A 25,268-nucleotide genomic window follows, 5' to 3' on the forward strand; every position below is an offset into this window, starting at 1 on the left:
ACTCAAATTATTATATATGTCTAAATGGATAATAGCAAATTAAATGCCTTTGCTATGCAACAAAGTAAGGATTTAGTATACTAATTTGTGGTACACCTAGAGGTATTAGAGAAAGGGGTTTTTATGAACAGTTTAGATAGCAGAATAAAGCTTAATAACAACACGGCCATTCCTTGCTTAGGTTACGGAACATACAAAATCAAGGATGCAGATGAGGCGTATAATTCAGTAATATCAGCTCTTGATGCAGGATATCGTCATATCGATACGGCTGCATTTTATGAGAATGAGAAACCAGTGGGAAAGGCGATAAATGATTATATAAATTCTCATGGCCTAAAGCGTGAAGATATTTTTGTTACCAGCAAGGCCTGGAAGACAGAGCTTGGATATGAGAAGACATTAAAGGCTTTTGAAAAGACAATGGAAGAAATCGAATTAGATTATCTGGATTTGTATCTTGTTCATTGGCCTGCTTCCTATGCTTTTGATGATGACTGGGAGAATACTAATCGTGCTACATGGAAGGCCATGATGGAAATCTATAAGTCTGGCAGGGTTAAGGCTATAGGTGTGTCAAATTTCCTGACACATCATCTTGACACCATTATTGATATGGAGGTAATGCCTGCTGTAAATCAGATAGAAATTAATCCTGGATTTCTTCAAAAGGAAACCGTGGACTATTGTCAGGAAAAAGGTATTTTGGTGGAGGCATGGAGTCCACTGGGACGAGGAAAGTCACTGAATCATCCTACGATGGAAAAATTGGCAGCTAAGTATAATAAGACTGTCGCTCAGATTATATTGCGCTGGGAGATACAGCATGATATTGTTCCACTTCCAAAATCTACTACACCTTCACGAATAATAGAGAATTCTAAGGTATTTGATTTTGAACTCAATGCTGAGGACATGAGAACAATTGATGCAATAGAACCTTATGGAAACAGTGGCCACGGACCAGATGATAAGTAGAAGAAAATATAAGAGACATAATGAGGGGGATTATAGTGAACTACTTTGTAGAAGGACTGCAGGGCAGTGGTAAGAGCACACTTGTAAAAAAACTTTCAGAAAAGCATCCAAATTATACTGCTATACACGAGGGAGATTATTCTCCGGTGGAATTGGCTTGGTGTGCTTATGTGGATAAGAAAACATATGGTGATATTCTTGAAAAGTATAAGGATATTCGTGAAGAGATAGAAAAGAAATCTTTCGCAGAAGGCGACCGTATGATTATCTGCTACACCAAGATTCTTACGGATATTCCGGGATTCCACAAAGACCTAGAGAAATATGAAATATACAACGGTAATTTGTCACCTGAAACATTTAAAGAGGTCATTCTTGAAAGATTAAAAAAATGGGACGGAGATAACAATATCTTTGAATGCTCAATCTTTCAAAATATTATTGAAGATATGATTCTCTTTCAAAAATGTAGCGATGAGGAAATTATGGATTTTTATAAGCAGATAAAAGAAGTTATTGCTGATAAGCCAGGTGTGATAATGTATCTTGCGTCTGATGATATTAAAGCAAATATTGATGTCATAAGAAAAGAAAGATCCGATGATCAGGGGAACGAAATGTGGTTTCCACTTATGATGGGATACTTCGACAATTCACCTTATGCACTTGAAAAAAACGTGAAGGGTTATGATGCTTTGCTTAAGCATTTTAAGCATAGGCAGGAACTGGAACTTCGTATATGCGAAGAGCTATTCAAAGATAGAAGTATTATTCTTAGGTCAAAAAACTACTCTATATGTTTTTAAATGTATGTGAAGGAGATAATAAAATGGAAACATGGTATTACACAGTTGTAAGCATAGATGGAGACTATGCAAATCTTAAAAGAACAGATATTGAATCAGACGAGCTTAAGCTTGTGGCAAGAGCACTTCTTCCTTCAGATATTGAAGAAGGCACAAGTCTTAAATATGAATTAATGCAGTATACCATTGTAGGATAACAAAGCAATGATACCGAGAGCCAAAGATTCATTTCTTTGGCTCTCAAATTTTTTTACATTTGTACTTGCTTTAATCTTAAGAGAAATGGAAAATAGAAATAGGGAGCAGAAAAATAACTACTAATTATATAAGGGAAAAATAAATGGCTGATTTTGAGAAAATTCTAGCAGAAGAAGTGAAGAACTATAATAGATTGTCCTTCCCTGTGAAGGCCAATCTGTTAGAGCGTGCCATAATTAGGCGGGCGCGAATTACAAAAGTGCATCCTAATCCAGATGATGAGTTTTGTAAGCCAAATGTGGGACCAAATTATTCCAAGATTTCCGATTATATTTACCGAATTGGAAATGACGGAACCTTCTTGAAAACTGATCCAGCTCGTGAATCAATCATAGTTGAGAAGATTCATCCGGAGGGGTACAAGATTCTAAATGGTCATCATAGGTGGGCTGCTTATTATAAGCTGGGCAGGAAATATGTGCCTATAAAGCTTGTGAATCTGACCAGCCAGGAGGATTTGGAGCGATTGCTGAAGGCATCAAATCATAATAAGAGAGTTCTTATTGATTTTGATCAGGTGATTTTTAGGGAATCCGGTGAAATGGAAAATGAATTAATGTTTCCACTCAATAGGATTTATTCCGAGAGAATCCGAAAGGGTATTCCTGCGCTGTTTCACTTTTTTATTAGTGCAGGCTATGATATATGGCTTTTTACAGATCGTTTGCATTCTCTTGAATATATGAAAAATCTGTTTAAGCTTTATCATGCAGAAATCACGGGTATTATTACTGGTTTTAAGAGAATACCAGAGTTTAATCCAGCAGTGGCTAAGAGTATTGATGATATGTTCAATAATAAATACACGCTCACGCTACATATTTATAATGACAAATTGTATTGGGTGGATAGAGCTGCAAAGGTTTCAAAAGTATTTGATTTGGAGGATTCAAATTGGTCCACTACAATCAAGAACATAATAGGGGAAATGGAAGAAAATGCAAAAGATGACTAGCGACAAAATGAGGGTGTCCTTCGATCTTGATGAGGTATTATTCGTATATCCTCAGACTCACAAGACGGAGAAATCACCAATTTTTCCATTTAATTTAATATTTAAGGAGAGACTGAGATTAGGTACACCAGACCTTATAAATGAGTTGCAAAGGCAGGGTTACGAGGTTTGGGTTTACACTTCGTCATTCAGAACTGTGCATTATATCAAGACTCTTTTTAGATTGTACGGGGTACGATTTGATGGAATTATTAATGCTACAAGGCATTTAGCGGAGGTGCAAAGAGACAGCAAGAATTTATTGCCACAGAAAATGCCTACCTACTATCACATAAGTCTTCACGTTGATGATGAGAAGGTAATATGCCAGCAGGCTAAGCAATATGGATATTACGCTTATCGTCTGGAGGAGGAAGATCCTGAGTGGAAGGAAAAGATAATTAAGTACGCAGGAGAGATAAGAGAACGGTTGCAGAAGCGTAAATAAGAATAATAGAAATTAGAAAAAATACCGCTTTACTTTATTAGAGTAAAGCGGTAAAATATTACCCATAAGTGTCTTGCATAGGCAGACAAATGTCTTTGTATCGCGTATGGCAAATAAAAAATAGGGAGACTAATGTTATTGATCCACTTCCTACATTCTTAGGCGGAAAGACAAAGGTTAATATTTAGGTTCTGAGTAGAAAAAGGGGACATCTATGGAAAAGTTTTTATCTACAGTTGAAAACATAAACAATGCAGTTAATGGATTTGTTTGGGGTCTGCCAATGCTCATTCTTCTCGTTGGCACAGGTATTTTAATGACATTCCTCACTAAATTTTTCCAGATAACTCACATCAAGCACTGGATATCAAATACCATCGGTGGTATTTTCAAGGACTCACATGTTACAGCTCACACTGATAAAGAGGATACTCAGATTTCTCAGTTCCAGAGTCTTTGTACAGCACTTGCAGCAACAATCGGAACAGGTAACATCGCAGGTGTTGCAGCAGCTATTGCATCAGGTGGTCCAGGCGCAATTTTCTGGATGTGGATCGTAGCTTTCTTCGGAATGATGACAAACTTTTCCGAGAATGTTCTTGGAATCTATTATCGTAGAAGAAATGAAAAAAATGAGTGGTGCGGTGGCGCTATGTACTATCTGAGAGATGGTCTTGGTTCCAAGAAAGGTTTCAGACATACAGGCGCGGCGCTGGCTTCTCTCTTTAGTATTTTCTGTGTCATTGCTTCCTTTGGTATTGGAAACATGGGACAGGTGAATTCCATTGCTGTTAATGTAAAGTCTGCATTTGGAATCCCAGCGATTTTCACAGGCGTATTTCTGATGATTCTTGGCGGTCTGGTAATTGTGGGTGGCTTAAAGAGAATTGCATCAGTTACAGAAAAGCTTGTGCCATTTATGGCAGTTATCTATTTGATTTGCGCACTTATCGTTTGTATTGTTCATATTGATCAGGCTGGCGCAGTATTTACATCGATTATCAAGGGCGCCTTTGGTATGCGCGCAGTTGGCGGCGGAATCGTTGGTAGCGGTGTTGCAATGGCAGTTCAGTGGGGAATGAAGCGAGGCGTTTTCTCCAATGAGGCTGGTCTAGGTTCATCTGTAATGGTTCACTCAAGCTCAAATGTAAGAGAGCCTGTTATTCAGGGTATGTGGGGAATCTTTGAGGTGTTTGCTGACACAATCATTGTTTGCTCAATTACCGCATTTACGGTTTTATCAAGTGGTATTGTTGATTTGGAAACAGGAGAGGTTATTTCTGAGCAGGTATCAACAGCACTTGTTGCAGAGGCTTTCTCTACAGTGTTCGGAAGATTCGGATATGCGTTTATCGCAATTGCGATATTGCTCTTTGCCTTTTCTACAACTCTCGGATGGAGTCAGTACGGCTCCAAGGCATTTGAATATCTTTTCGGACGTGGAAAGGTGAAATTCTACCAGATTATTTTCGTTGCCTTTATTGTTGTTGGAGCAACAATGGATTTGACTTTGGCATGGGATATTTCAGATACCTTAAACGGTATGATGGCAATTCCTAACCTTATCGGTGTAATTGCTCTAAGCGGAACAGTTATGAAAATCACTCATAACTATGTAGAAAGAAAGATTTTAGGCAGGGATGTTAAGCCTATGCTTTCTGCGCTTGAGGACATTCAGGCACTTCACGAGCAGGAGCTTAAGGAAAAGGAAGCGCTCAGCAAAGCTCAGGAAGAGAGCGCTTAATCCTCTTCATTCTTTCATCAAGAATATGGTAAACATCAGTAAGTGGCCAAGGCATGTCAAGGATGTAATCACGATCTCTAGCAGATAGTTCTGCTAGAGATTTTTCAAATTCAGCCTTGTTTTGGTAAATGCGCTTACCAAAATCAAGCTTTACATATTTCACATCTGATATATCAATTATTTCTACTACACGTCGCATGCTGGTCTTACCAAAGGAGTCCTGCTCCTTTACATAGGAAATCTTTTCTACGGTGGATTTTGGCTCAGAAAGGCAGATTACCCCCGTGTTCACGTAGTGTTCCCAGACCATTGAAGCAACCTTTTCCTTTGGAAGAGGATAGTCCAGCCTGGAAACTATTTCTGACACAGACAATCCGCTGTCAGCGAGATGGCGCACAGCACCGCCGCCAGCAAAATCAGTTATGAAGTTTCCCAGGGCTTCATTAAATTCTTTACTCATAGCCTAATTATAGCATTCTAGTCTTGAGGTAAATGATGAAACTTATGTGAAACAACGCTTTTGAAATAAATTAATGATAGAATAACTATGTATCAGCTTGTAGCTGGATATGTGGATACCAATTCATTGGGAGGGACAAAAATTGAGCGTACAGGCAGATGAAATAAGGGAAGAATTGTTTAAACTTCAGGATATTAAATACAGAGATTTTCAGAGCAAGCTGATTCCGGGGATTGATACAGATTCGGTGATTGGTGTGAGGACGCCTGAACTTAGAAAATATGCGAAGAAGCTGGCAAAACAGACGGATATCGAAGTTTTTTTGGACATCCTTCCACATAAGTATTTTGATGAAAATCAGCTGCATGCTTTTATTATTTCTGAGATTAAGGATTATGACAGTTGTATAGTTGAAGTTAACAAGTTCCTACCTTATGTGGACAATTGGGCTACCTGTGATCAGATGTCACCAAAAGTGTTTAAGAAGCACAAAGAGGAGCTTCTGAAAGAGATATCTGGCTGGGTTGATTCCAGTGAAACCTACACAATTAGATTTGGAATCGGGATGTTGATGCAGCATTTCCTTGACGAGGACTTTAATCCCAAGTATCATGAGATGGTTGCGTCAGTTAAATCTGACGAGTACTACATAAACATGATGATTGCCTGGTATTTTGCCACTGCTCTTGCAAAGCAGTGGGATGCAACGGTGCCTTATATTGTGGAACATCGTTTGGAAAAGTGGACAAATAACAAGGCAATTCAAAAATCTGTGGAAAGCTATCGTATTTCACCAGAACAAAAGGAGTATTTGAAGTCCTTCAAAATAAAGTAACGAAATAGATTTATGAAGAAAAATATTTATTTGGCCCCACTTGAAGGGGTGACAGACAGTATTTACCGAAACACATTTATGGATTATTACGGGGGAGTGACCAAGGTGTTCACTCCCTTCTTATCGCCAAATTCTACTAAAAGTTTCACCACCAGAGAGTTCAAGGATATTAATCCTGAAAAGAATGATGTGAGCTACACAGTACCTCAGCTTCTTACAAATAATGCTGAGCACTTCCTGTGGGCAGTAGGTGAGATTGCAGCACTTGGTTTTAATGAAATCAATTTTAATTTGGGATGCCCTTCAGGAACTGTGGTTGCAAAGAAAAAGGGCTCAGGATTGATTTATTATCCTGAGGATTTGGACAGGATTCTTTATGAGATTTTTGATGGTCTTGAGTCAGTATGCGCAGATAAGGGTGCATTGGTGCCTCAGATTTCCGTAAAGACAAGAATTGGCAAAAACGACCCTGAGGAGTTCTACGATATTCTTGATATTTACAATAAATATCCAATCTCAGAACTGACGGTTCATCCAAGGATTCAGGCTGATTTTTACAGGGAGCCTGTTAGATACGAGTTTTTTGATTACGCAGTAGAGCATAGTAGGGCACCACTTGTTTTTAATGGAGAGATAAAGACCGTGTCTGACATAGAAGCAATCGCAGAGAAATATAATAACGTAAATGCGATAATGCTTGGACGAGGTCTTATAGCAAACCCTCAGCTGGCTTTGGAATATGATGCTGCGCGTGAGGATTTTGAGATTCAGAAATTTGACTACGACAAGTTCCACAGCTTTAATAATGATTTGTTGGAACAGTACATCGAAATTCTCTCAGGAGAAAAGCCTGTGCTTCACCGCATGAAGGAATTCTGGGTTTACTGGCAGAATCTTTTCCCAGATTCAGAGAAATCAGTAAAGAAAATTAGAAAAGCAAACCGCATCGCGGATTATAAAAGTGTTATAGAAATGGAGTTTAGCAATTTATGAGCATTTTGAATGTTGAGCATTTGTCACATGGATTTGGAGATAGAGCGATTTTCGAAGATGTTTCCTTCAGACTTTTAAAGGGCGAGCACATCGGACTTGTGGGAGCCAATGGCGAAGGAAAATCCACATTTATGAACATCATCACAGGAAAGCTTCAGCCTGACGAGGGTAAGGTTGAGTGGAGCAAGAAGGTACGCGTTGGATATTTGGATCAGCACACTGTTCTTGAGAAGGGCATGACTATCGGCTCAGTTTTACACAGCGCATTTGATTTCCTCTACGATATGGAGCAGGAGATGAACGATATCTATGCAAGTCTTGGTGATGTGACTGACGATGATGAGATGACAAAGCGCATGGAGGAGGCAGGTACAATTGCTGATTTGCTGACCATGCACGATTTCTATATGATTGATGCCAAGGTTGAGGAGGTTGCCAGAGCTCTTGGTGTCCTCGAGCTTGGACTTGATCGTGATGTTACTGAGCTCTCAGGTGGACAGCGTACCAAGGTCCTTATGGCAAAGCTTCTTTTAGAGAAGCCTGACATTCTCCTTTTGGACGAGCCTACCAACTATCTTGATGTCGAGCATATTGAGTGGCTTAAGAGATATTTGAACGACTATGAGAATGCGTTTATCCTGATTTCTCATGATGTGCCATTCTTGAATTCCGTTATCAATTTGATTTACCACATGGATAACAGACAGTTGAACCGTTATGTTGGCGACTACGATAAGTTCCAGGAAGTTTACGCTATGAAGCAGAGCCAGCTTGAGGCGGCCTACAACAGACAGCAGAAGGAAATTGCTGAACTGAAGGATTTTGTTGCCAGAAACAAGGCGAATGTGGCCACTAGAAATATGGCAATGTCACGTCAGAAGAAGCTGGATAAGATGGATGTTATCGAGCTTGCCAGCGCAAAGCCAAAGCCAGAGTTCTATTTCAAGGAAGCAAGAACTCCTAGCCGAGTAATTTTTTCTACAAAGAATCTTGTCATCGGCTACGACAAGAACGAGCCACTTACAAAGCCTCTTAATCTTGAAATGCAGCGTAAGCAGAAGATTGCACTTGTAGGTGCCAACGGAATTGGAAAGACTACACTTTTAAAGAGTATCTTGGGTCTGATTCCACCTCTCGAGGGAACTGTTTATCAGGGAGAATTCCTTGAAATTGGATATTTTGAGCAGGAGATGGACCAGCATATTTCCACAACCTGTATTGAGGAAATCTGGAACGAGTTCCCATCCTACAATCAGAATGAGGTTCGTTCAGCTCTTGCAAAATGTGGCCTTACTACAAAGCATATCGAAAGCCTATGCCGTGTTCTTTCCGGAGGAGAGCAGGCTAAGGTCAGACTCTGCAAGCTATTGAACCGTGAGACAAACCTTCTTCTTCTTGACGAGCCTACAAACCACCTTGACGTGGAGGCTAAGGAGGAATTAAAGCGCGCTCTTAAGGAGTACAACGGAAGTATCCTTATGGTTTGCCACGAGCCTGAGTTCTACGAAGGATTGGCTACTGATGTATGGGATTTCAGCCAAAGCAGCTTAAAAATCTAGGACACAATTTTGTAAATAAATGGTGCTATAATACTATAGCCGATTGGGGAGAATCGACGAACAGAGGTAAGTATAGATGATTGAGGTTCCTGGTTGGATAGTACTTAGCTTTTTCACATCGATACTGCTGATTCTTCTTTTGATTTTTCAGAACAAGACATCCAGGTTGCAGAAGGGCAAGAAATATTCTGCAATCCTGGTTTGTACACTTGTTTTGCTGATATCTGAAGCCGTAGGTCGAGTCGGCGAAACTTATCCTGACAAATATTTGATATTGGCTAAGGTGGGTTATTTTATAATCTTTTTGCTGGATCCGGCAGATATTCTCTTTGCAGTGAGCTATGTTGACTGCTGGATGGACAGTGGAAATGTCAGGACAAGGGCTGCCTTTCGTCAGGCTTTTCGCATTTTTGCGCTTTTGAATATCGTGCTTGTTACAATCTCAAGTGTCTTTGACTTGAGGTGGTTTTTCTATTTTGAAAATGGTGTCTACTATCGTGGACCATTTTTCCTTATTAGAGCCCTTTCAATGATGCTTTTCATTACACTGCTTGTGGTCTATTCTATTGTTTTCCGTAAAGATTTTATGAGTGAATACAAGAACGTAATTTTGTGCTTGCCAGTATTTGCATTTTTAGGCGCAGTTTTTCAGGTATTCTTGGCAAATCTGGAGCTGACCTATGCAGGCATTTCTTTAGGTTGTCTTGTACTGTTCTTCTGCCTGCAAAGTCGCGATGTAAATATTGATTATCTGACAGGTGTCTTAAACAGACGTGCAATAGATATTAAGATTGAGGAGAAGGTTCGTATCTGCCAGACCTCAGGTAAGGAGTTTGTGGCAGTAATGCTTGACGTGGATAATTTCAAGACCATCAATGACAATTTTGGTCACGACGAAGGTGACAAAGCCATAAAAATTATCGCAGGAATTTTGCAGGATACATTTGGAAGAAATGCATTCATTGGAAGATTTGGTGGAGATGAATTTTGTGTAGTCGTTGACAATGAAGGAATAGACAAACTTGAGGAACGGCTGGATAATGTAAGGGAAAAGCTTCAAAATCAGAGGAAGCGACATGGTTGGGACCGCAGTGTAGATGTAAGCTTTGGCTATGCCATTTATAATTCGAATAAGTATAAGTCAGCAAAGGAATTTGCAGAAAGCATAGACAAGCAGATGTACAAGGAAAAGCAGATACATCATTCGCAAACTGTGTGACATTTTTATAAATTTACAGAATTCTTATTGTGGGTAAAAATCCCTTGGAGTATAATACGTATATACAATAATCGCATATGCGTAGTGGGGAGGGAAATTATGCTGATAAGCGAAAGACTTTTCAAATTAATGGAAGAGAAGAGGATGACACAGCTTGAATTTTCGGCTAAAACTGGTATTGCGCAGAGCACAATCAGCGACTGGAAGCGCAAGAAGACAAATCCTTCGGCTGACAAAATTATGACCATCTGTGACGTACTTGATGTTTCACCATTCGATTTACTTCAGGATACAATCCCATCAAAGGGCGCAGGCAGCGTGGATTTCGTAATCTCCAGCGAAGGCACTGCAGAGTACGCCGTCGTTAAGAAGATGGAAAAGCTCAACGCCAAAACAAAGGACGAACTCACAACCTACGTAAAGAACCTGAAGAACAAGAAATAGTATGAATAACGTGTACCGGCGGCCCCTTGATAACCTCATGGGGCCGCTATTTTTGTACCCTTTTTGTTCTTGGATGCCCCTGCTCCGCCAGCCACCCGGGGCCCCAGTCCATTCTCAATTGCATCATTGGAGCAAAATTGTAGATTCTCTTAAGCTACAAGTTGAGCTTTCTGTGGGTGTCCTTTTATTGATTTTGCACTTCGAAGCCACTGTATTACACTACACAGACACATTGTAGTTTATATAAGCTTCTCTGCACAAAGCTTAGGATAATTGCGTTCATACTACATTCGCTAAGTGGAATTGAAAAAAATGAGTTTTGTATGTATATGCACCGTGCTTTATGCAACATCGTGTTGCTGTCGCACTTGTGCCGCCGTCCCAATGTCATTTAGATAGCAAAAATACAAAAAATTTAGTATCATAAAAATCATGATGATTCAAAACATAATACAGCCAGTTCTCGGGTTTACGGTCAAAAATATTATTTTTGAAAAAGGCAAACAGACAGTCTGGGGAGACTGCCTACTGAAAGGTATTTAATTGTTTTGAGTTATCGGTAGGATAACGGTACAGCTGACTGGCGACGTATTATTCTTTTGAATTTACGTCCCGGTCGGACTGGTACTAAGAATCTGTTTATTAATTTCTCTAAATCCTTCACTACTCCAATTATGTAAAGACGTACAAACTTCTGTATCTGTGAGTGATTGAAGTTGTATGTATAAGTGTTGCTTGCACTTTCTCTTTTTGTTATGGAATTTGCGATACATGATGAAAAATTATATAGCGTCAATTTCCCATATATTTCCTGGATTAAGAAATCTGATTTTAACGAATGAATATGAACCATATTTCCCGCATATTTTAAGTACCGAAAGGCCGTTTCTTCACCCCATCTTAAGTTATAAAGTTCTTTTATTGTGTCTAATGAAAATACATCCCTAGGAAGATTAGTTACGATATATTCAGACACCCCAGACGAAAGAGGAAATTTTAAAACACGAAGTCTTAATAAATCCACTTTATCTTCGCCATACTCGATAAAATCATAACGGTATTCTTTTCTTATTAAATGATAGTTTTCATATTTACAATTTTTTCCATGGCGTATACGTCCGATATTTATAGTAAAATTCCCGTCAAAAAGACAATCCTCAACCACATGCTTGTCTTTACAGCAAAGGGCGAGAGCATCATTTTCCTTAATGCGAATCAAAAATAGTTGATTATTGTTAATTGCATGCGCAAAAATATTAAAAGTTGCATAACCTCGATCTGCAATGAAGATCCTTTTTTGTTCTGATAGTGAGCACTTATCTAAAAATTTACAGAAAGCATCTCTTTCATTCATTCCTTTCATCCCTTGAATTTCAATATCAAGAAAAATGTCATTCATGATGTCATAAAGAGCATTTAAATGAATTTGATTAAAACTTTTTCGTCCTTTTACATTATCAACTAAAGTATCAAAATCCGTTGGATTATAAGGAAGATTAAGTCGAGTGCCATCACAGGCAACGAGCTGATATCCATGAAAATTTTTATCTTTAGGAATACTTTGGGTAAAAAGAGAAAACAGTTCCTGAAAAGCTTCTTTTTTAATCTGATTGCGACGTTGAATCATAGCAGAAGGCAGGGGTAAATCTTCTTCACCGAACATATTTAATAATTCTGAAGCCACATTATCAGCTCCAGCAATCATAGGAAATAATATAGTTTGTTCAAATGAGATTTTCTTTTTTCTGGTAAAATCAGAGGATGGATTTTTTAGGAATTCATCCCGACGATCAAGCAAGGACGAAATAATCGAGAATAAGTTTTGATGAATTTCTGCAACAGTAAATGACATGATAGCACCTCCATAAAAAAGTTTTATTATCAAGGGCGGCGACATTTTTTGACTATCTTGTCAAGTGTTTTTTTGAAAAAAGCAAAAAAAATCAGAGGGTATTTCACCTCTGATTTAAAGAAGATCTAAAATATAGATTTTAGGATTAGAACCTAAAGTTCTTATCTAAATGACATTGCCGCCGTCCATGGCGGCACATGCATATACATTGCAAAACTCATTTTTATTCCACTATGCTCATTCCAAAATCACGCAATTACTCCTAAGTTTGCTGCAGAGAAGCTTAATACAAATTTTATTAGTGTCTGTGTTGTGTATACTGTGGCGTTAGAAGTGCAAAGAATGAAACGGACACCCACAAATAAAGAAAGCGAAATGTAGCTTTAGATAATCACAATTTCGCGACTGTGCAATGAGAATGGACTGGGACCCCGGGTGGCTGGCGGAGCATGGTGGTGGCGGGCTGGCGGGGCAGGGGCAGGCTGGGGTGAGTGGGCACAATAATAGTGGCCCCACACTGGATAGTGGAGAGCCGCCGGATATACGTTATTCATACTAGATTATGTTCAGGAGGAGTCGGTTGTAGTCGCGTTCTTCCAGGAGGTCGAGGACGCGGCGTGCGTAAGAGTACTGAGTACGATTGATGGAGATAACGTAGACTTTGTCGGCGCCGTTATAGATGTGGCGGCGGAATAAAGGTACGCGATGTCTCGAGCGGACAAAGGATACGGATTGCTCTAAGAGTAAGTCTGCAGTGTGATTGGAGACGATGCGATTAGTGGTTTCACAAAGTACAACGTCTTTGTTTATATTCTTGGATAACTTTGGTTTCTTTTTCATTTCATATAGCCTTTCAGTTTAGATGGATATCAAGGGTTTTCCCCATAGATTCGGCAACCTTTACAAGGAAATCCAGAGAGGGATTATACTTGCCGCTTTCCATTCTGGATATGTTTGATTTTTGAGTGCCGACACGCTCAGCAAGAGTCTGCTGGGTCAGCTGCAATTCATGGCGAGTGTCACGAAGCTCCCTAGCGATGGAATGGCGTGTCGCTAAAGCTTGCGGTGTGACAATTCCATCGGAGTATCGATTTTTCATGTCATTACCTCATGCTTAAAAGTTATCATATATGATAACATAATACAATAGATTTCACAATAAAGTCATCCTTTTTTATAGGGGGAGATTGTACTATAATAGACTTCAAATGGATGGTTACAGATGTAGCCTTTTTGGAGGGAGCTTATGGTTAGCAGAAAACAACGTGTTCGTACAATTATTTTAGTTATCATACTTGCCGCAGCGATTGTTGGTGGCGTGTTTGCAATTAGTTATTTTAAAGTTGGTGTTACCTTCCCATGGCAGGTAACAGGCATTCGGGAACAGCAGGACACAGCCCAAGCTGAGACACATGAGGAGTCGAAGACTGAGCCGAAGCTTGTGGTAAAGGAAGCGTCAAAGACTGAGAAAAAGGAAGAGACAAAGGTCGAGGATACCAAGTCTGAGGAGGATTCAAAGACAGTTTCAGAAGAGGAGATAACAGAAGAGAGCACTGAGAATATCGCAAAAACAGGTCAGAAGCTTGACTATTATGGCGCACTTCATGTTGAGGATGGAAAGCTTTATGATGAAGTCGGTAATGAGGTGAGACTTTCAGGAGTTAGCTCTAATGGACTTACCTGGTATCCACAATTTATCACTGCGGATGCTATCAAATCACTCAGAGATAACTGGGGTATCAATGTTTTCCGTCTTGCAATGTACACCAGTGATTACAATGGTTATTGTGTAGGTGGTGCAGAGAATCAGGACTATGTTAAGGATATTATCGATGATATTGTCAAGGCAGCCGCAGATAACGAGATGTATGTTATCATTGACTGGCACATTTCTAATGACAGTAATCCGAATGAATATAAGTCAGATGCTATTCAGTTCTTTGGTGAGATGGTTCGTAAATACGAATCGAACGATAATGTAATTTATGAAATCTGCAATGAACCAAGTGGTGATACAACATGGGAAGACGTCAAGTCTTATGCAAAGGAGGTCATACCTGTAATCAGACGAATCGACAGAGATGCACTTATCCTTGTTGGAACACCTGAAGGATGTACAGATTTAGATTCGGTTTTGGACGATCCGCTTGATTTCAATAATATTATGTATACTTATCATTTCAATGCTGGTACACAGAAGTCCAGCCAAAGAAATGTTCTCATTAATGCTGTGGAAGAAGGCCTTCCAGTTTTTGTTTCACAGTATAGCTACTATCCAGTTGATGGTGTTGGTGAATTAGATGAGCGCGAAGCTACCAGATGGAATGATTTGATGGATGATTATAATCTTTCTTCATGCATTTGGAACTTATCAAATAGCGATGAGGGCGCTGCATTAATTAATCAGTCATGTGACAAATATTATGATTTCGAGTATGATGATTTGTCAGAGCAGGGAAAGTATTTCTTTGATAAACTTTCCGATAACAGAAAAAAAGCTGAAATCCCTGAAAAGGATGACATAAAAGAAATAATAGATAGTAAGGAGACAAAGAAAAGATGACAACAAATGAGAAAATCGCAGCATTGCGTAATTTAATGAGAGAAAGAGGTATCGACATGTACCTTATTCCTACAGACGATTTTCACTCATCAGAATATGTAGGAGAACACTTTAAAGCCCGCAGCTTCATGACAGGCTTTACAGGCTCTGCTGGAACAGCGATTATTACACTTGAGGAGGCACATCTTTGGGCCGATGGACGTTATTTTGTTCAGGCTGCAAAGCAGATTGCTGACTCAGAGGTTATTTTGGAGCGCATGGGTGAGCCAGGAGTTCCAGAGGTAAATGAGTTTATCGAGCAGAATTTTAAGGATGGCGGTTGCCTTGGCTTTGATGGACGTTGCGTTTCTGGAAAGAATGCTGCAAAGTATTTCGATATCGCTCAGAGCAAGGGTGGAGAGCTTGTTACAACAGAGGATTTGGTTGATATGATTTGGGAGGACAGACCAGCTCTTCCAAAGGCTACTACATGGGTTCTTGAGGATCAGTTCTCAGGAGAGACTATGCAGTCAAAGATTAACAGAATCCGTGAGGAAATGAAGAGCAAAAAGGCAGATGCACACCTTCTTACAAGCCTTTACGATATTGCTTATATCATGAATATTCGTGGAAACGACATTGCAAATGTACCTGTTTTCCTTTCATTCCTTTTGATCACAGATGATAGCATTATTCTCTTTACTGACACTACAAACTGGCCAGAAGAGGTTATGAGCTATCTTAACGATAATGCTGTAAAGCTTTATCCTTACGATATGATTTATCATTATCTCCAGAGTGCGGACATGGCTGACAGACGCGTGCTTCTTGATCAGTCAATTGTCAACTATAACATGATCAAGGCACTGAAGGGCTCTGCAAAGATTATCGATGACAAGAACCCATCAGAGCTTATGCGTGCAATCAAGAACGAGACAGAAATCAAGAATACAAAGCTTGCTCACATCAAGGATGGTGTTGCCTGCACAAAGGCTATCAAGTGGGTTAAGGAAAACATCGGTAAGGAGCCAATGACAGAAATTACAGTTTCTGACTATTATGAGGCTCGCCGCAAGGAACAGGAGAATTTTGTAGACCTTTCCTTCGATACAATTTCAGCTTATGGACCAAACGCAGCAATGATGCACTACAGCGCAAAGCCAGGTTCAGAGGCTACACTTAAGCCAGAGGGCTTCTTGCTTGTAGATTCTGGTGCTCACTTCCTTGAGGGCACAACAGATATTACACGTACAATTGCACTCGGATCTCTCACACAGCAGATGAAGGAGTATTACACAGTAGTTCTTCGTTGCCATTTGAGACTTCTTGCAGCTAACTTCCCTAAGGGAGTTACAGGGGCAAACCTTGATGTACTTTCACGTGGCCCAGTTTGGGATATGGGACTTGATTATCGTTGCGGTACAGGACACGGCGTTGGCCATATCCTCAACGTTCACGAGGGACCAAACCGCTTCCACTGGAGAGTATTAAAGGGGCAGAATTCTGCAGAGATTCAGCCAGGTATGATTACAACAGACGAGCCAGGTCTTTACATCGAGGATGGCTTCGGTATTCGTATCGAAAACGAGCTTCTCTGTGTAGCAGGAGAGACAACAGAGTACGGCGACTTCCGCCACTTTGAGGCAATTACATACTGCCCAATCGACCTTGATCCAGTTATTCCAGAGATGATGACTGAAGCAGAGAAGAAGACTCTTAACGAATATCATGCAATGGTTCGCGAAACACTCAAGCCATATCTCAGCGAAGAAGAATATGCTTGGCTTGAGAAGGAAACTCGTGATATTTAGGAATAATCGTTTTTATAAAAAATAGCTTGTAGGCGTAACCAGCGGAGGATTAGATGAGCAAATTATTACTTATAGATGGCCATAGCATTGCAAACCGTGCATTCTATGGCGTGCCAGATCTTACTAATAGTCAGGGCCAGCACACCGGCGCAATCTTTGGCTTCATGAATATGATGCTCAAATTCATTGAGGATGAGCAGCCAGATAACTTTGCAGTCGCCTTCGATCTTAGTGCACCAACCTTCAGACACAAAATGTTTGAAGCCTACAAAGGTACTAGAAAGCCTATGCTTCCTGAACTTAAAGAGCAGATCCCACGTATTCAGGAAATGCTTAAGGCAATGGGCGTACCAGTTGTTACAAAGGAAGGCTGGGAGGCTGACGATATCCTTGGAACTTTGGCTAGAATTGGCGAGGAAAAGGGCTTTGATGTGACAATCGTTTCTGGAGACCGCGATTTGCTCCAGCTTGCCACAGAAAAGGTCAAGATTTCCATCCCAAAGACAAAGAAGACTGGAACTGAAATTGAGAATTATTATGCTGCTGATGTTAAGGCAGCTTATGATGTTACGCCAAAGCAGTTTATTGACGTGAAGGCATTACAGGGCGATGCCTCAGATAATATTCCTGGTGTAGAGGGAATTGGTCCAAAGACTGCTCAGAAGTGGATTGCAGAGTACGGCTCAATCGAGGAGTGCCATGCACATGTTGATGAGATGAAAAAAGGCAAGGTCCTTCAGAACTTCATCGATCAGTGGGATATGGCAGTGCTTTCAAAGGAGCTTGCTACTATCAATGTTAATGCTCCAATCGAACTTGAGGAGGGCAGCACAAAGCTTGGAAATCTTTTCACTGAAGAGGCATATCTTCTTTGTAAGCAGTATGAGTTGAAAAAGCTTCTTCCAAGATTTGAGGCAACAGAGACTGCGAAGGTTCAGGACACTACATCTGAGACCTTTAAACGTATATACGAATTGGCTGATGTTGAAGAATTTTTTGACATGCTTAAAAAGTCTGGCAAGGATTTTGTCGGTGCCAGCATTATGGCTGGAGATGATAAGCGTATAAAGGGGGTTGCTCTTTCAGTAGGGGATTCTACAATCTATGTGGATTGCACTGGATTTATCACCTCAGATTATTTGGCTCACAAGCTAATAGAAATCAGCAAGGCTGGTGTGAAGCTTTGTTTCTGGAATTTGAAGGATACAATGCATCTTATCTTTAATCTTTTGAATGAGGATGAGAAGGCAGCGGTTCTTGAAAAGGGCGGTAAGGCTGAGCTTTTCCCTAATGCTGATGATGTGGCTGTGGCAGCTTACCTTCACAACCCTATCAAAAACGAATACACGGCAGATGATGTGGCTCAGGAAATTCTTGGTATTATAATTCCAGCACCGGCAGATTTGTTCGGCAAGAAAAAGCTATCGGCTGCGCTTGAGGATGACAGCTTCCTTGAGGCTGTTACTACTTATGCCTGCTATAATGCTTATGTTGCCTACGCTTCCTATGAGAAGGTCATTGCAGAAATAGAAAAAGAGGGCATGCTTGATATTTATAAAGATATTGAGCTTCCACTTACATATACATTGTTTGATATGGAGCTTCAGGGCATCGCTATGGATGCAAAGGCTCTTTCGGAATTTGGTGATAAGCTTTCAGTTCGTATAAACGAATTGGAGCAATGCATTTACAAGCAGGCGGGAGAGGAATTTAATATTAATTCTCCAAAGCAGCTTGGTGTTATTCTTTTTGAGAAGCTTGGAATTGAAGGCGGGAAGAAGACAAAGACTGGTTATTCTACAGCCGCAGACGTTTTAGAGGAACTGTCAGCAACAAATCCTATCATCAGTGATATTTTGGAGTACAGACAGCTGGCAAAGCTTAGAAGCACTTATGTAGAAGGACTTGCAGCATGCCTTGACGAGGATGGCCGCATTCGTTCAACCTTTATGCAGACAGTTACGGCTACAGGTCGAATCAGCTCTACTGAGCCAAATCTTCAGAACATTCCTATTCGTATGGAGCTTGGCCGTGAGATTCGAAAGGTATTCTTCGCAAAGGAAGGCTGCACCTTCCTTGACGCCGACTATTCGCAGATCGAGTTGAGAGTACTTGCACACATGTCAGGAGACGAGAATCTGATTAATGCCTTCAAGGCCGGTCAGGATATTCACCGTTCAACTGCATCACTTGTTTTTGACACTCCTTTTGACGAGGTTACTGATTTGCAGCGTCGTCGTGCCAAGGCTGTAAACTTTGGAATTGTTTACGGCATCAGTGCATTTGGACTTGCAAAGGATATAGGAGTTGGCCGCAAGGAGGCTCAGGAATACATCGACAATTATTTCAAGGCTTATCCTGCTATGCATACCTTCCTGGAAGATTTGAAGTCGTCAGCCAAGGAGACTGGCTATGCCACTACAATGTACGGCAGACGTCGACCAGTGCCGGAGCTTGCTTCATCAAACTTTATGACAAAGCAGTTTGGTGAGCGTGTGGCAATGAATTCTCCAATTCAGGGAACGGCAGCGGATATCATCAAAATCGCTATGGTAAATGTTCACGACCGATTGCTTCGAGAGGGCTTGAAATCAAAGCTTCTTCTTCAGGTTCATGATGAACTTTTGGTGGAAACCTACGATGATGAGCGACAGGTGGTTGAAAAGCTCATTGCAGAGGAGATGGAAGGCGCAGCAGCCCTTTCAGTTCAGCTTGAAATTGACATGAATTCTGGAAAAACCTGGGATGAGGCCCATTAATAGAGCAGCTATGAAATTTATCGGAATTACAGGGGGCATCGGCGCTGGCAAAAGCACGGTGCTCTCTTTGCTAAAAGAAAATTTTAATTGCAGGGTTGTACTTGCAGATGAGGTGGCAGCAGAACTGATGACACCAGGACACAAATGTTTTGATGAAGTGGTCAGTTTGCCATGGCCTACTTCAATTTTAGATGACAATGGACAAATCGATCGACCACTCATGGCTAAGTATATGTTTGCCGACGATGATTTGCGTTTGAAGGTTAATGCCACAGTGCATCCGGCAGTGGAGCAAGAAGTACTAAATCAGGTAGAATTGGAAAAAGAAAAACACAATATAGAGTATTTTTTCTTGGAAGCTGCATTGCTCATAGAATGTGGATATGGTAAACTTGTGGATGAGATGTGGTATATATACGCGAGCCCTGAGGTTCGCACCGAAAGGCTTATGGAATCCAGAGGATATACCAGAGAACGAATTGAAAACACCTTTCAGGTTCAGCGCTCAGATGAGAGCTTCAGAGAGCACTGTGACCATGTCATTGATAATAGTGGAAGTAAAGAGGAAACGCTGACTCAACTACGTTTTCTATTAAAATAAAAAGGGGAAGTATTCATGGAAAAAAAGGACATAGTTTTTGGCTTAGATATTGGAACCCGCAATGTTATCGGTACAGTTGGATACCTTGATGGCAATGAGTTTCATGTTATGGCGCAGACTCTGAGAGAGCACGACACACGCGCCATGCTAGATGGACAAATTCACGACATCGGTCGTGTTGGCGCGACCTGCGAAGAGGTAAAGCTGGAGCTCGAAAAGCTGACAGGCCTTACGCTTACAGAGGTTTGCATAGCTGCCGCTGGTCGTGTGCTTCGTACAGTTACCACTCATGTGGAGCTTGAATATCCTGAGGAGACAGTTGTTACCGGAGAGGATTTGCATACCCTTGATATGATGGGTATCGAACAGGCTGGCAAGGAAATCAAAGGCGACGAGGACAAGAAATACAAGTTTTTCTGCGTTGGATACTCCACAGTTAAGTATTACCTGAATGGAGATGTTTTCCAGTCTCTTGAGGACCACAAGGCTGATGTGATAGGAGAGGATATCATTGTTACCTTCCTCCCAGAGGATGTTGTTGATGGCCTATACGCAGCTGTTGGTAAGGCTGGTCTTACAGTTGCCAACCTTACATTGGAGCCTATCGCAGCTATCAACGTTGCCATTCCTCAGAATTTCAGAATGCTGAACATCGCCCTTATCGACGTGGGCGCAGGCACTTCGGATATCTGTGTTACAAGAGATGGCAGTATCATCGCCTATGGTATGATTCCTATGGCCGGTGATGAGCTTACAGAGGTGTTGGTTCACGAGTATCTTGTTGACTTCGCAACTGCAGAGCATATCAAGCGTTCTTCAACTGAGGGCGGCGACATCACCTACGAAGATATTATGGGAATCAGCCATACAATCAAGTCCGAGGAGGTTTGGAAACTCACAGACCCAATTATGGAGAAAATCGCAAGTGAGGTTTCTTCAAAGATTAAAGAGCTCAACGGCGACAAGTCAGTATCTGCTGCTTTTGTTGTTGGTGGTGGCGGAAAGATTCATGGCTTTACAGAGGCTCTCGCAAAGGATTTAAAGATTGTTGAGGAGCGTGTTGCACTTCGTGGCGAGGAAGTCATGAAGAATATCACCTTCGAACAGGAGGACATTAAGAAGGATTCACTTCTTGTTACTCCAATCGGTATCTGCTTGAATTATTATGAGACAAAGAACAACTTCATCATGATTCACTTCAATGGCGAGATGATGAAGCTTTACGATAATGGTCAGCTGACAATTGTTGATGCTGCTATGCAGGCAGGCTTTTCTGCTGATCAGTTATTCCCACGTCGTGGACGTGAGGTTAATTTCACTGTCAATGGCGTTGCCAGAATGCTTCGTGGAACAGAGGGTGAGTCTGCAATCGTCACCATGAATGGTAAGCAGGTGGGAATCAATACTCCACTTGAGTTCAACTGTGATGTTGAGCTTACACCTTCTACTGTTGGTGCTGGCGGCACTGGCACAATCGCTGATTTGGCAGAGTTTACAACAGAGTATATTTACTTCACTGTCTGTGGACATCGTGTAAAGTGTCCTAAGTTCGTGGAGGTTAATGGCTCTCTTGAGCTTCCATCATACACAGTTAAGGAAGGGGATGTTATTGAGACTCGCCCATTCTATACAGTTGGACAGCTGGCAGAGTTTATGGATGTGACTATCGATGACAGATACGAAATCCTTGTAAATAACCGCCCATCCAGCCGTGATTCTCTTGTGTATGAGAATTTCGTTATTGATTGGACAACTACTTCACCAGTGGCTTACGCTGGTGATTATGTAGTGGATGATGAAGAGGGACTTCCAGAGAATTATGTCCCTGTTCCAAATGTTCCAGAGACAGTTTCCGATGTTCATACGCGCATGAAGATCGATTCTGTGGACATGCCTATCACCATCAATGGAAAGAAGATGACCCTCTCAGGAAAGAAGGATTACATCTTTGTTGATGTTTACAATTTGATTAATTTCGATCCTAGCGAGAGCAACGGACGTCCACTTATCATCAAGATAAATGGCGAAAAGTGTGGTTACTCCGACGAACTCCACGACAATGATGAAGTGGAAGTTTATTGGCAGGAAGCGTAATCGTAAGCGTAAATTATTAAAAAATCTTCAGTAGCGAACAAGCTCTCGGTGTTGCTGCAGGGAACATTCCAGTGACCGAAAGCAATACTGAGGCTTGTGGGCGTAACTGAAGATTTACTAATGTTTTAAGGAAGATTTTTTTGTAATGGATTTTTTTAGTATTGCAAGTGGTAGCAGCGGCAACTGCATCTGCGTAGGCGATGACACCACGCATGTTATGATTGATGCAGGTATTTCAGGAAAGCGCATAGAGGCGGGGATGAACAAATATGATTACACCACCGCAGATATGGCAGGACTTCTGGTGACTCACGAGCATTCAGATCATGTATCTGGACTTGGAGTTATTTCTAGAAAGTATCACATCCCAATTTACGGAACCGCAGCTACCATCAGAGCGATACGTTCTATGAAAAGCCTCGGTGCTATCGATGATACACTTTTTCATGTTATCAAGCCTGATGAGGATTTCTCTATTGGTAGTCTAAATATTCACCCATTTCGTATTAGCCATGATGCGGCAGACCCAGTTGCATATCGTATTGAAAATGCCAAATATAAGGTTGCAGTCTGCACTGACTTAGGTTATTATGATGGCTATATTGTGGAAAATTTAACAGGCTTGGATGCCATGCTTTTAGAGGCGAACCACGATATCCACATGCTGGAGGTTGGTTCATATCCATACCCTCTTAAGCAGCGTATTCTTGGCGACCATGGACATCTTTCAAATGAGGCCAGCGGCAAGCTGCTAAGCAAGGTTCTCAATGATGATATTAAGCACGTCTTTTTAGGACACTTGTCTCATGAGAACAACTACCCAGACCTGGCCTATGAAACAGTTCGCCTGGAGGTCACAATGGACGAAAACACTCCATACAATGCGAGTGATTTCAATATAACTGTCGCGTCGCGTAGTGACGTGTCAGAACGTGTCGTATTATAAATGGATATTTATTTAATGAGCAGGTAGGCTTATAGGAAAACTAGTCTGTAGCTATCTAGCTCTTGATATTGCTGAAAGGAACATTCCAAAGTGACTGTAAGCAATATCAAGGCTTGATAGCATAACAGACGAAAGGTTTTTGTTTGTAGCCGTAACCAGCGGGTTAGGAAAAGGAGAATTCTTATGGAAAACAAAGTTATTATTACCGTTGTAGGAAAAGATACTGTTGGTATCATTGCTCGAATCTGCACTTATTTAGCAGGCAGCGGAGTGAATGTCTTAGATATTACACAGACTATAGTTCAAGGATTCTTCAATATGATGATGATTGTAGACATTAATGCCGCTACAAAGTCTTTTGATGATGTGCAGAAGGATCTTGAAGTTCTCGGCGAAGAAATTGGAGTTCAGATTAAGGCACAAAAAGAAGATATTTTCAACGCTATGCACAGACTCTAGGAGGCACTCATGGTAAATTTACAGGAAGTATTAGAAACAAACAAAATGGTGGAGGAGCAGACTCTTGATGTCCGCACAATCACCATCGGCATCAGCCTTCTTGAGTGCATCGATGCAGATTTAAAGTTAGTTAATGAAAAGGTTTATAATAGAATCACAACTGTTGCTAAGGATTTGGATAAGGTGGCAAAGGAAATTGAGAGAGATTACGGCATCCCAATTGTAAACCGCCGTATTTCTGTTACACCTATTGCACTTATTGGTGCAGCAGCTTGCAAGTGCCCAGCTGATTTCGTATCATTGGCACACACATTAGATAAGGCAGCAGAGGATGTCGGAGCGAACCTCATCGGTGGATATTCAGCTCTCGTTTCAAAGGGAATGACCACAGCAGATGAGATGCTTATTCGTTCAATTCCACAGGCTCTTTGCGAGACACAGAGAGTATGTAGTTCAGTGAATTTGGCTTCCACAAAAACTGGTATTAATATGGATGCTGTTCGCCTCATGGGAGATATTCTTCTTCAGGTGGCAGACCGTTCAAAGGATAGAGATTCAGTTGATTGTATGAAGCTTGTTGTATTCTGCAACGCTCCAGATGACAACCCATTCATGGCAGGTGCTTTCCACGGTGTTACTGAGGCAGACGCTATTATCAACGTAGGTGTTTCTGGACCAGGTGTTGTAAAGAAGGCTCTTGAGCAGGTGCGTGGAGAGAGCTTCGAGATTCTCTGCGAGACCATCAAGAAGACAGCCTTCAAGGTTACACGTGTTGGTCAGCTTGTTGCACAGGAAGCATCAAAGCGTCTTGGTATTCCATTTGGAATCATCGACCTATCACTTGCCCCAACTCCAGCAATTGGCGATTCAGTTGCCGATATTCTTTGTGAAATTGGACTTGAGTATGCAGGCGCACCAGGTACTACAGCCGCTCTTGCGATGCTCAATGACCAGGTTAAGAAGGGCGGCGTAATGGCAAGCTCTTATGTAGGTGGTCTTTCAGGTGCTTTCATCCCTGTATCTGAGGATCAGGGAATGATTAATTCTGTTGAGGCAGGAGCAATCACACTTGAGAAGCTTGAGGCTATGACTTGCGTATGTTCCGTAGGTCTCGATATGATTGCCATCCCTGGTGATACGCCAGCCACAACCATCGCAGGAATGATTGCCGATGAAATGGCTCTTGGTATGGTAAACCAGAAGACAACAGCTGCTCGTCTTATTCCAGTCATTGGAAAGGGCGTTGGCGACACCGTAGAGTTTGGTGGATTATTCGGTTATGCACCAATTATGCCTGTGAATAAGTTCTCTTGCGCAGACTTCGTAAACCGCAAAGGACGTATTCCAGCACCAATCCACTCATTTAAAAACTAATAAAATTCCCGCGGCCCCTGATATATTTCAGGGGCCTTTTTTTTGCCCTGTAATAATGTCTAGCACCCGAGACCCACGCCTAGTGCCACGCT

At 41.2% G+C, this 25,268-nt stretch carries 22 protein-coding genes; 19 read left to right on the forward strand and 3 right to left on the reverse strand.

Annotated elements, in window-relative coordinates; all coding sequences use genetic code 11:
• Window positions 1-123 precede the first annotated feature (123 nt).
• From FXF36_RS09705 to FXF36_RS09730, 6 genes are all read left to right on the forward strand, one after another.
• Window positions 124-978, forward strand: a complete 855-nt coding sequence (locus FXF36_RS09705; RefSeq protein ID WP_151623582.1) for an aldo/keto reductase — start codon at window positions 124-126, stop codon at window positions 976-978.
• Window positions 979-1,013: 35 nt separating this feature from the next.
• A complete protein-coding gene (locus FXF36_RS09710) occupies window positions 1,014-1,784 on the forward strand; it encodes a P-loop NTPase family protein (protein ID WP_167511353.1) in 771 nt (256 codons plus the stop codon).
• Between the two features lie 23 nt (window positions 1,785-1,807).
• Entirely contained in the window at window positions 1,808-1,981 is a 174-nt protein-coding gene (locus tag FXF36_RS09715; RefSeq protein WP_151623586.1) for a chorismate--pyruvate lyase, read from the forward strand.
• Between the two features lie 143 nt (window positions 1,982-2,124).
• Window positions 2,125-2,997, forward strand: a complete 873-nt coding sequence (locus tag FXF36_RS09720) for a ParB/RepB/Spo0J family partition protein (protein ID WP_151623588.1) — start codon at window positions 2,125-2,127, stop codon at window positions 2,995-2,997.
• Window positions 2,990-3,484 (forward strand): HAD family hydrolase, encoded by a 495-nt coding sequence (locus FXF36_RS09725; RefSeq protein WP_243143489.1) that lies wholly within the window; start codon window positions 2,990-2,992, stop codon window positions 3,482-3,484. Before FXF36_RS09720 ends, FXF36_RS09725 begins: the two co-directional genes overlap by 8 nt.
• Window positions 3,485-3,698: 214 nt before the next feature.
• Window positions 3,699-5,228, forward strand: coding sequence for an alanine/glycine:cation symporter family protein (locus tag FXF36_RS09730; protein ID WP_151623592.1), 1,530 nt, complete (start codon window positions 3,699-3,701; stop codon window positions 5,226-5,228).
• On the opposite strand, the gene FXF36_RS09735 is transcribed toward FXF36_RS09730, so the two are convergent.
• Window positions 5,200-5,688, reverse strand: a complete 489-nt coding sequence (locus tag FXF36_RS09735) for a hypothetical protein (protein WP_151623595.1) — start codon at window positions 5,686-5,688, stop codon at window positions 5,200-5,202. The genes FXF36_RS09730 and FXF36_RS09735 overlap by 29 nt on opposite strands.
• Before the next feature lie 142 nt (window positions 5,689-5,830).
• Between FXF36_RS09735 and FXF36_RS09740 the strand changes: the two genes are divergently transcribed.
• The 5 genes from FXF36_RS09740 (at window position 5,831) to FXF36_RS09760 (ending at window position 10,738) form a co-directional block, all read left to right on the forward strand.
• A complete protein-coding gene (locus FXF36_RS09740; protein ID WP_243143490.1) occupies window positions 5,831-6,523 on the forward strand; it encodes a DNA alkylation repair protein in 693 nt (230 codons plus the stop codon).
• Window positions 6,524-6,535: 12 nt separating this feature from the next.
• Complete coding sequence (locus FXF36_RS09745) at window positions 6,536-7,516, forward strand: tRNA dihydrouridine synthase (protein ID WP_151623599.1); 981 nt, start codon at window positions 6,536-6,538, stop codon at window positions 7,514-7,516.
• The gene (locus FXF36_RS09750; RefSeq protein WP_151623601.1) at window positions 7,513-9,075 is read left to right on the forward strand and encodes an ABC-F family ATP-binding cassette domain-containing protein; all 1,563 of its coding nucleotides are present in this window, start codon (window positions 7,513-7,515) and stop codon (window positions 9,073-9,075) included. Before FXF36_RS09745 ends, FXF36_RS09750 begins: the two co-directional genes overlap by 4 nt.
• Before the next feature lie 76 nt (window positions 9,076-9,151).
• A complete protein-coding gene (locus FXF36_RS09755) occupies window positions 9,152-10,294 on the forward strand; it encodes a GGDEF domain-containing protein (RefSeq protein ID WP_151623603.1) in 1,143 nt (380 codons plus the stop codon).
• Between the two features lie 99 nt (window positions 10,295-10,393).
• On the forward strand, window positions 10,394-10,738 hold the full coding sequence (locus FXF36_RS09760; RefSeq protein ID WP_151623605.1) for a helix-turn-helix domain-containing protein: 345 nt from the start codon (window positions 10,394-10,396) through the stop codon (window positions 10,736-10,738).
• A gap of 553 nt (window positions 10,739-11,291) precedes the next feature.
• Here the strand turns inward: FXF36_RS09760 and FXF36_RS09765 are convergent.
• Together FXF36_RS09765 and relB are read right to left on the reverse strand one after the other, a co-directional pair.
• Window positions 11,292-12,590, reverse strand: coding sequence for an IS4 family transposase (locus FXF36_RS09765; RefSeq protein ID WP_167511314.1), 1,299 nt, complete (start codon window positions 12,588-12,590; stop codon window positions 11,292-11,294).
• A gap of 853 nt (window positions 12,591-13,443) precedes the next feature.
• Complete coding sequence (relB, locus tag FXF36_RS09770) at window positions 13,444-13,689, reverse strand: type II toxin-antitoxin system RelB family anti-toxin (protein ID WP_151623607.1); 246 nt, start codon at window positions 13,687-13,689, stop codon at window positions 13,444-13,446.
• Between the two features lie 147 nt (window positions 13,690-13,836).
• Between relB and FXF36_RS09775 the strand changes: the two genes are divergently transcribed.
• The 8 genes from FXF36_RS09775 (at window position 13,837) to FXF36_RS09810 (ending at window position 25,176) form a co-directional block, all read left to right on the forward strand.
• Window positions 13,837-15,153 carry a glycoside hydrolase family 5 protein gene (locus FXF36_RS09775; protein WP_151623609.1) on the forward strand — a complete coding sequence of 439 codons (1,317 nt, stop codon included), beginning with the start codon at window positions 13,837-13,839 and terminating at the stop codon, window positions 15,151-15,153.
• Window positions 15,150-16,943 (forward strand): aminopeptidase P family protein, encoded by a 1,794-nt coding sequence (locus FXF36_RS09780; RefSeq protein ID WP_151623611.1) that lies wholly within the window; start codon window positions 15,150-15,152, stop codon window positions 16,941-16,943. The genes FXF36_RS09775 and FXF36_RS09780 overlap by 4 nt, the downstream gene beginning before the upstream one ends.
• 53 nt (window positions 16,944-16,996) lie before the next feature.
• Window positions 16,997-19,702: a DNA polymerase I gene (gene polA, locus FXF36_RS09785; RefSeq protein ID WP_151623613.1), complete on the forward strand. Its 2,706-nt coding sequence runs from the start codon at window positions 16,997-16,999 to the stop codon at window positions 19,700-19,702.
• A 10-nt stretch (window positions 19,703-19,712) separates the two neighbouring features.
• Complete coding sequence (gene coaE / locus FXF36_RS09790; protein ID WP_151623615.1) at window positions 19,713-20,303, forward strand: dephospho-CoA kinase; 591 nt, start codon at window positions 19,713-19,715, stop codon at window positions 20,301-20,303.
• Between the two features lie 15 nt (window positions 20,304-20,318).
• Entirely contained in the window at window positions 20,319-22,397 is a 2,079-nt protein-coding gene (locus FXF36_RS09795; protein WP_151623617.1) for a cell division FtsA domain-containing protein, read from the forward strand.
• A gap of 145 nt (window positions 22,398-22,542) precedes the next feature.
• Entirely contained in the window at window positions 22,543-23,343 is an 801-nt protein-coding gene (locus FXF36_RS09800; RefSeq protein ID WP_151623629.1) for an MBL fold metallo-hydrolase, read from the forward strand.
• A 183-nt stretch (window positions 23,344-23,526) separates the two neighbouring features.
• Window positions 23,527-23,802, forward strand: a complete 276-nt coding sequence (locus FXF36_RS09805) for an ACT domain-containing protein (RefSeq protein WP_151623631.1) — start codon at window positions 23,527-23,529, stop codon at window positions 23,800-23,802.
• A gap of 9 nt (window positions 23,803-23,811) precedes the next feature.
• The gene (locus FXF36_RS09810; protein WP_151623633.1) at window positions 23,812-25,176 is read left to right on the forward strand and encodes a PFL family protein; all 1,365 of its coding nucleotides are present in this window, start codon (window positions 23,812-23,814) and stop codon (window positions 25,174-25,176) included.
• The last annotated feature ends 92 nt before the right edge of the window (window positions 25,177-25,268 follow it).

Origin of the sequence: Pseudobutyrivibrio xylanivorans (assembly GCF_008935055.1) — a bacterium.
GTDB classification, from domain to species: domain Bacteria; phylum Bacillota; class Clostridia; order Lachnospirales; family Lachnospiraceae; genus Pseudobutyrivibrio; species Pseudobutyrivibrio xylanivorans_A.

Coding starts and splice junctions, on each gene's coding strand:
- FXF36_RS09705 (WP_151623582.1), top strand. CDS start 124: ATGAACAGTTTAGATAGCAGAATAAAGCTTAATAACAACACGGCCATT.
- FXF36_RS09715 (WP_151623586.1), top strand. CDS start 1,808: ATGGAAACATGGTATTACACAGTTGTAAGCATAGATGGAGACTATGCA.
- FXF36_RS09720 (WP_151623588.1), top strand. CDS start 2,125: ATGGCTGATTTTGAGAAAATTCTAGCAGAAGAAGTGAAGAACTATAAT.
- FXF36_RS09725 (WP_243143489.1), top strand. CDS start 2,990: ATGACTAGCGACAAAATGAGGGTGTCCTTCGATCTTGATGAGGTATTA.
- FXF36_RS09730 (WP_151623592.1), top strand. CDS start 3,699: ATGGAAAAGTTTTTATCTACAGTTGAAAACATAAACAATGCAGTTAAT.
- FXF36_RS09735 (WP_151623595.1), bottom strand. CDS start 5,688: ATGAGTAAAGAATTTAATGAAGCCCTGGGAAACTTCATAACTGATTTT.
- FXF36_RS09745 (WP_151623599.1), top strand. CDS start 6,536: ATGAAGAAAAATATTTATTTGGCCCCACTTGAAGGGGTGACAGACAGT.
- FXF36_RS09750 (WP_151623601.1), top strand. CDS start 7,513: ATGAGCATTTTGAATGTTGAGCATTTGTCACATGGATTTGGAGATAGA.
- FXF36_RS09755 (WP_151623603.1), top strand. CDS start 9,152: ATGATTGAGGTTCCTGGTTGGATAGTACTTAGCTTTTTCACATCGATA.
- FXF36_RS09760 (WP_151623605.1), top strand. CDS start 10,394: ATGCTGATAAGCGAAAGACTTTTCAAATTAATGGAAGAGAAGAGGATG.
- FXF36_RS09765 (WP_167511314.1), bottom strand. CDS start 12,590: ATGTCATTTACTGTTGCAGAAATTCATCAAAACTTATTCTCGATTATT.
- relB (WP_151623607.1), bottom strand. CDS start 13,689: ATGAAAAATCGATACTCCGATGGAATTGTCACACCGCAAGCTTTAGCG.
- FXF36_RS09775 (WP_151623609.1), top strand. CDS start 13,837: ATGGTTAGCAGAAAACAACGTGTTCGTACAATTATTTTAGTTATCATA.
- FXF36_RS09780 (WP_151623611.1), top strand. CDS start 15,150: ATGACAACAAATGAGAAAATCGCAGCATTGCGTAATTTAATGAGAGAA.
- polA (WP_151623613.1), top strand. CDS start 16,997: ATGAGCAAATTATTACTTATAGATGGCCATAGCATTGCAAACCGTGCA.
- coaE (WP_151623615.1), top strand. CDS start 19,713: ATGAAATTTATCGGAATTACAGGGGGCATCGGCGCTGGCAAAAGCACG.
- FXF36_RS09795 (WP_151623617.1), top strand. CDS start 20,319: ATGGAAAAAAAGGACATAGTTTTTGGCTTAGATATTGGAACCCGCAAT.
- FXF36_RS09800 (WP_151623629.1), top strand. CDS start 22,543: ATGGATTTTTTTAGTATTGCAAGTGGTAGCAGCGGCAACTGCATCTGC.
- FXF36_RS09805 (WP_151623631.1), top strand. CDS start 23,527: ATGGAAAACAAAGTTATTATTACCGTTGTAGGAAAAGATACTGTTGGT.
- FXF36_RS09810 (WP_151623633.1), top strand. CDS start 23,812: ATGGTAAATTTACAGGAAGTATTAGAAACAAACAAAATGGTGGAGGAG.